5 protein-coding genes and 1 pseudogene are annotated in these 5,080 nt (G+C 73.8%); 5 read left to right on the forward strand and 1 reads right to left on the reverse strand.

The genetic code is table 11. From position 1 onward, the window contains the following. The first annotated feature begins 756 nt into the window (after positions 1-756). From ACJ73U_RS34485 to ACJ73U_RS34505, 5 genes are all read left to right on the forward strand, one after another. The gene (locus ACJ73U_RS34485) at positions 757-1,233 is read left to right on the forward strand and encodes a hypothetical protein (RefSeq protein WP_407781943.1); all 477 of its coding nucleotides are present in this window, start codon (positions 757-759) and stop codon (positions 1,231-1,233) included. Next, the gene (locus ACJ73U_RS34490) at positions 1,215-2,036 is read left to right on the forward strand and encodes an ESX secretion-associated protein EspG (protein WP_407781944.1); all 822 of its coding nucleotides are present in this window, start codon (positions 1,215-1,217) and stop codon (positions 2,034-2,036) included. Before ACJ73U_RS34485 ends, ACJ73U_RS34490 begins: the two co-directional genes overlap by 19 nt. A gap of 81 nt (positions 2,037-2,117) precedes the next feature. Further along, complete coding sequence (locus ACJ73U_RS34495) at positions 2,118-3,548, forward strand: WXG100 family type VII secretion target (RefSeq protein ID WP_407781945.1); 1,431 nt, start codon at positions 2,118-2,120, stop codon at positions 3,546-3,548. 10 nt (positions 3,549-3,558) lie between these two features. Then, positions 3,559-3,912 carry a hypothetical protein gene (locus ACJ73U_RS34500; RefSeq protein ID WP_407781946.1) on the forward strand — a complete coding sequence of 118 codons (354 nt, stop codon included), beginning with the start codon at positions 3,559-3,561 and terminating at the stop codon, positions 3,910-3,912. Further along, the gene (locus ACJ73U_RS34505; protein ID WP_407781947.1) at positions 3,912-4,706 is read left to right on the forward strand and encodes an ESX secretion-associated protein EspG; all 795 of its coding nucleotides are present in this window, start codon (positions 3,912-3,914) and stop codon (positions 4,704-4,706) included. Before ACJ73U_RS34500 ends, ACJ73U_RS34505 begins: the two co-directional genes overlap by 1 nt. Here ACJ73U_RS34505 and ACJ73U_RS34510 read toward each other — a convergent pair. Next, positions 4,703-5,080, reverse strand: a pseudogene (locus tag ACJ73U_RS34510) (serine protease); the annotation flags it as partial. The gene ACJ73U_RS34505 and the pseudogene ACJ73U_RS34510 sit on opposite strands and share 4 nt — an antisense overlap.

Here is a 5,080-nt window from a genome sequence, read left to right on the forward strand (position 1 = left end):
GCGGCCGGCCTGCCGATCGTGGGTGGACCGGGTGGCGTGAGTAGTTCGGCGCCCGTGCTGATGCCCGATCTGTCGAACACGGTCAGGCCGGATGCCTCGGCCGGCACGCCCGCTGGGGTGGCCGCGCCACCGGCGCCCGACCCGTCCGCCGCGCACACGCCGGGCTTCGCGGGCGGCACCCCACCGCCTCCGGCGACCGGAACGCTGGCGGTTGGCGGCCCGCCCGCCACAGGCACTCCCACCACCGGCGCGCCCGATGGTGGCGCTGGTTCGTCGGCGGTGCCGGCGCCTGGCACATCGGCCGCACCCGTTCCGGATCCGTCGGGCGGCGCTCCCCTGCCCGGGGCGCCGCACGCAGGCACGCCGGGGTCGTCCGGCGCACCAGCGGCGCCGGACGCCGGCACACCAGCCGCACCAGGCGCGACCGATGGTGTCACCGGCGCACCGGCCGGCACCGCTGGCACACCTCCGACCACCGATGGCACCGTCGGCGCACCGGCCGCCCCCGATGGCACTGCTGGCACGCCGGCCCCGCCGCCGGCGATGCCCACGTCCGACACCTCGGCCGCACCGGCTCCGGACCCTTCGACCGCCCACCCGGCCGATCTGTCGGCCGGCGCCCCGTTGCCTGCCACGCCGGCTCACCCGTCAGCGGGTGCCCCGTCGCCTGTCCCGCCGGCCGATCCCTCGGCGGGTGCTCCGTCGCCTGTCCCGCCGGCCGATCCGTCAGCGGGTGCCTCGTCGCCCACGCAGCCGGTGGATCCGTCGGCCACGCAGCCCGACTCGTCGACCACGCAGCCCAACCCGGCGGACCCGTCGTCCGGCAACCAGGGCCAGGTGGACGACGTCGGCATGCAGGAGCCGGCCGCCGTGCCCTTGCGGAAGGCCGACGGCTGGGAGGTCGACTCCTACCGCCTGCGTGCCTTCTCCGACGCCGTCACGCGGGCCCGCTCCTATCTCGACGCCGTGCAGGCGAAGGTGAACCGGATGCAGGGCACCGAGCTGACCCCGCAGCTGGGCACCAGCCCCGTCGGCACGCAGCTCGCCAAGAAGTTCGACGACCGGCTCAACTCGGCCGACGGCCTGCGCGCCATGCTGGCCGAGGCCATGAAACGCATGGACGACTTCGTGACCAGTGCCGAGGACGCGGCCCGCACCTACGACGAGCAGGAGCAGAGCACCGCGGACACGTTCGGCAAGTACCTCCCCGAGTCGTGGTCGAAGCGGGGCTGATGATCATCGGTGCCGGGTCCGCGGTCGCCATGGGCGTGGCCGAGGTCGACCTGCTGTGCACGGCGGCCGACTCCGCGCCCCCGTTCCCGCTGCGGGTGCCGTCGAACGGCGTGACGGGGACGGAACGCCGTGCCGTGCTGCGGACGGCCGGGGAGCGGCTCGCGGCGCGTGGCCTCGCGGACGAGCGGGGCCCGTTGGGGGTCGCCGAGGCGTTCACCTACCTCCTGCAGGACGCGCCGATGTCCCTCGACCTCGTGCTGTCCATCGGCGCGGACACCGTCGGTGTGGTGCTGCTGGCCAGGCAGGACCTGGCCGTGCTGGTGACGCAGGACCTGTCCGCGCCGGACAGCGTCAGCATGGCCGAGCTGCCGTTCGACGACGCCGTCGACGAGCTGCTCTACCTGATCCCGGAGCACGATGCCGCGCTCGCCGCGCCGTTCTCCCTGCCCAAGACCGCCCTGAACCAGGTCTACCGGACGCTCCTGCAACGGCGGGGGCAGCCGCTCGGCGTCGGCGAGTGGGAGGAACTGCTGGTCCGGCACGGCATCACCGACCGGCTCGCGCGGCGGCTGGTCACGCACCTCCAGCCCGTGCTCGGCAACGGACAGATGGGCCTCGCGACCCGCGGCGGCTACGCGAACCAGTGGCGGCGGGCCGGCGCCGAGCTGCGCTGGCTGGACACGGACAGGGGAAGGTTCCAGTTGGTGGATACCGACGATGGTGGTTGGCTGTCGGTGAACCCGTTGCACGGCCACGACCTCGCGTCGGCCGTGCGCGGGTTGGCGCGGTCGCTTCGACGATGAGCGGGCGAGTTCGGCCGGAATTGTTTGCCTGCGGAAAGTTGAGGCCGGTTCGCCTCCTTTGTGTCGGTGCGATCCAGTAGCGTGACCGTCGGAATCGATGATCGGGAGGGCGGGGGCGTGGGCTTCGAGCAACTCCTCCAGCAGGTCGCGGACGCGCGAACACGGGCCGCCGCGGCGGCGCAGGCGGCCCAGGACGACCGCAGGCGCAGACGCGAGGAGAACGACCAGTGGGTCAGCGGCGGGGTGAACTGGAACGGCTACGGCCTCGAGTCGCTGATCAAGATGGTGGCCGAGAAGTCGAGCGTGGGCCAGCTGGACGCCCTCGCCGGTGAGTGGAGCCGGCACGGCACCGCGGTGTCCCAGGCCTCCGACGACCTGCAGCGCTCGCTCGGCAAGCTGATGCAGTTCTGGAGTGGCCAGGCCGCCGACGAGGCGGTCGACACGGTCATGACCAACGCCCGCTGGATCGGTGAGCTCGGCGACACCGCCCAGAAGATGTCCGGTCCGATCAAGGACGCGAGCGGCGCCTTGCGGTCCGCGCAGGACACGATGCCCGGCATGCCGAAGAACAACTGGCTGGCGACCGCGGGTGGCGGCGCGGCTGCCGGGTTCGCGGTCGGCGGCCCGGTCGGCGCCGCGTTCGGCGCGGCCATCGGCGGCATCGCCAGCGCGTTCGGCTTCGGCAACAAGAAGAAGAAGATGAAGCGCAAGGCCGTGCAGACCATGGAGCGCTTCGAGGGCGCGCTGGTCGGCATCGACCAGGTCACCCCGCAGTTCGGCGGCCCGTCGGACGGCGCGAACCCGGGCAGCCCCATCGGCTCGCGGCCCGACCCGGGCATCGGCCAGCCGGGCATCCCGGCCCCGCCGCCCGGCGGCGGCGTGGTGAAGCCGAGCCCGCCGCCGATGGACGGCAACCACGTGACCGACCCGTCGTTCGCCGGCGGGCCGGAGGGCCGTTGGCAGTCGCTGACCGGCCTCGGCCCCAACGTCTCCGGTGCGCCCGGGCTGGGCACCGGTGGCGGTGGCGGCGGAGGCGGTGGTTTCGGCCTCGGCAACGGTCAGTTCCCCGGCGTGCCCGGCCTGGGCACCGGCGGCGGCCGGGGCCTCGGCACGGGAGTCGGCCGAGGTTCGGCGACCGGCCGTGGTGCGACCGCCGGTCGTGGCGCCGGCGGGCTCGGTGGCGGATCGGGTGGCCGGGGTGCCGGTGGTCGCGGCGGTGCCGGCGGACGTGGTGGCGCTGGTGGACGTGCGGGCGCCGGTGGACGTGGTGCGGGCGGCAGGGGAGCCGGTGGACGTGGCGGCCTCTCCGAAGGCATGGGTGGCGCGGGCCGCCGCGACGGCGAGTACCGCGGGCGCGGCCGGTTCAGCAAGGCCGGCTACGGCTCCGGCGGTGCCGGTACGGGCCGCCGGGAAGAGGACGAGGAGGACGGCGAGCACCGCAGGAGCGTGCCGATCGAGGAGGACCTGTTCTCCTCGGACCTCAAGGCCGCACCGCCGGTCATCGGGCTCTAGGGGGTAAGGGATGTACGTCGACGGACCCACCGGCAGCACGTCCTCGGGCGGCTGGTCGGTCGATCCAGCGCAGGTCCAGGCCTTCGCGGAGGCGGTGGCGGACGTGCGCGGGCAACTCGACCGGATCACTGGTGAGGTCGCGGAGCTGGCCACGCCGAACTTCGCGCCGATGCTGGGCACCAGCCCGGTCGGCCAGGAGCTGGCGGAGAAGTTCACCGACCGGCTGGGCAGCGCGCGCGGCCTGCGCGGCCAGCTGGACCTCGCGGTCGCGCACATGGAGGAGTTCGTGCTCGCGGCCGAGAACACCGCGCGCACGTACACGCAGGTGGACACGAACAACCTGACGAAGTTCAACTACGGCTGATGGATGTCCGAGTCAACGCCGGAGCCCCGCTGCACCCGGTCGAGGTCGACCTGCTGTGCGTGTTCGCCGAGGTGGAGGCGCCGTTCCCGCTGGAGATCCCGGCCTCGGGGGAGACGGACGTCGAGCAGCGCGCGCTGTTCCGGTCCGCGCGTGAGCAGCTGACCGAGCGCGGCCTCGCGGACGAGAACGGACCGCTCGGCGTGGCCGAGGACTTCGTGTTCCTGCTGCGGTCGTGCACCGGGGTCGTCGACATGGTGCTCGCCAAGGAGGAGCCCACGCTCGCCGCGGCCGTGCTGGTCCACCGGGACGAGGCGCTGCTGGTCACCCAGGACCTCGCGTCGCCGGAGTCGTTGGTCCGCATGAAGGCGGTCACGCTGGACGAGGCGCTCGACGACCTCGTGCGGCTCGTGCCGCGTGCGGAGACACCGCTGACCGCGCCGTTCAGCCTGCCGAGACGGGCGCTGGAGGCGACGTTCGAGGCGCTGGTGGCGCGGAACGAGCCGCTCATGGCCCAGGAGGTCGACGAGGTGCTGCGGGCGCAGGGCATCGACGACCGCGTCGCGCGGCGGATGGTCTCGCACCTGCAGCCCGTGCTGGGCAACGGCCAGGTCGGCATCGCCCGCCGGGACGAGACCGAGGACCAGTGGACGCGGGTCGGCGAGGAGCTGCGCTGGCTCGACACCGAGCGCGGCCGGTTCCGCCTGGCCGGCGACGCCGAGTGGATGAGCGTCAACCCCCTGCCACGCGACGAGATCCGCGCGGAGGTCCGGAAGCTGGCCGGCCAGGCCCGCTAGAGGTGGTGTCGCGGGCCGGCTTCCTCCGCGTCGCGGCGGTTGCGGCGGACCGTGTGCACCACGAACAGCGTGAGCAGCAGCACCCCGAGGCCGCCGCCGGAGCCGATCATCGCCACCTGCATCGGCGTCCAGTCACGAGAGTGGGCCGGCGGCATCGTGAACGGCACCGCGACCGCCTTGTCCGGCGCGATGCCCTTCTCCGCCGGGATGAACGCCGTCAGCGCCGCGATCGGGTTGATCATCCCGTAGCCGACCAGGTTGTCGTGGCCGCCGTTGGCGGCGGGGTGGGCCGCCGTGGACTTGATCCGGTTCATGACCTGCCTGGCGGTCAGGTCCGGGTACTTCTGCCGCACCAGCGCGGCCAGCCCGGCCAC

This window comes from Actinophytocola sp., assembly GCF_045807065.1.
Taxonomy (GTDB): Bacteria; Actinomycetota; Actinomycetes; order Mycobacteriales; family Pseudonocardiaceae; genus Actinophytocola.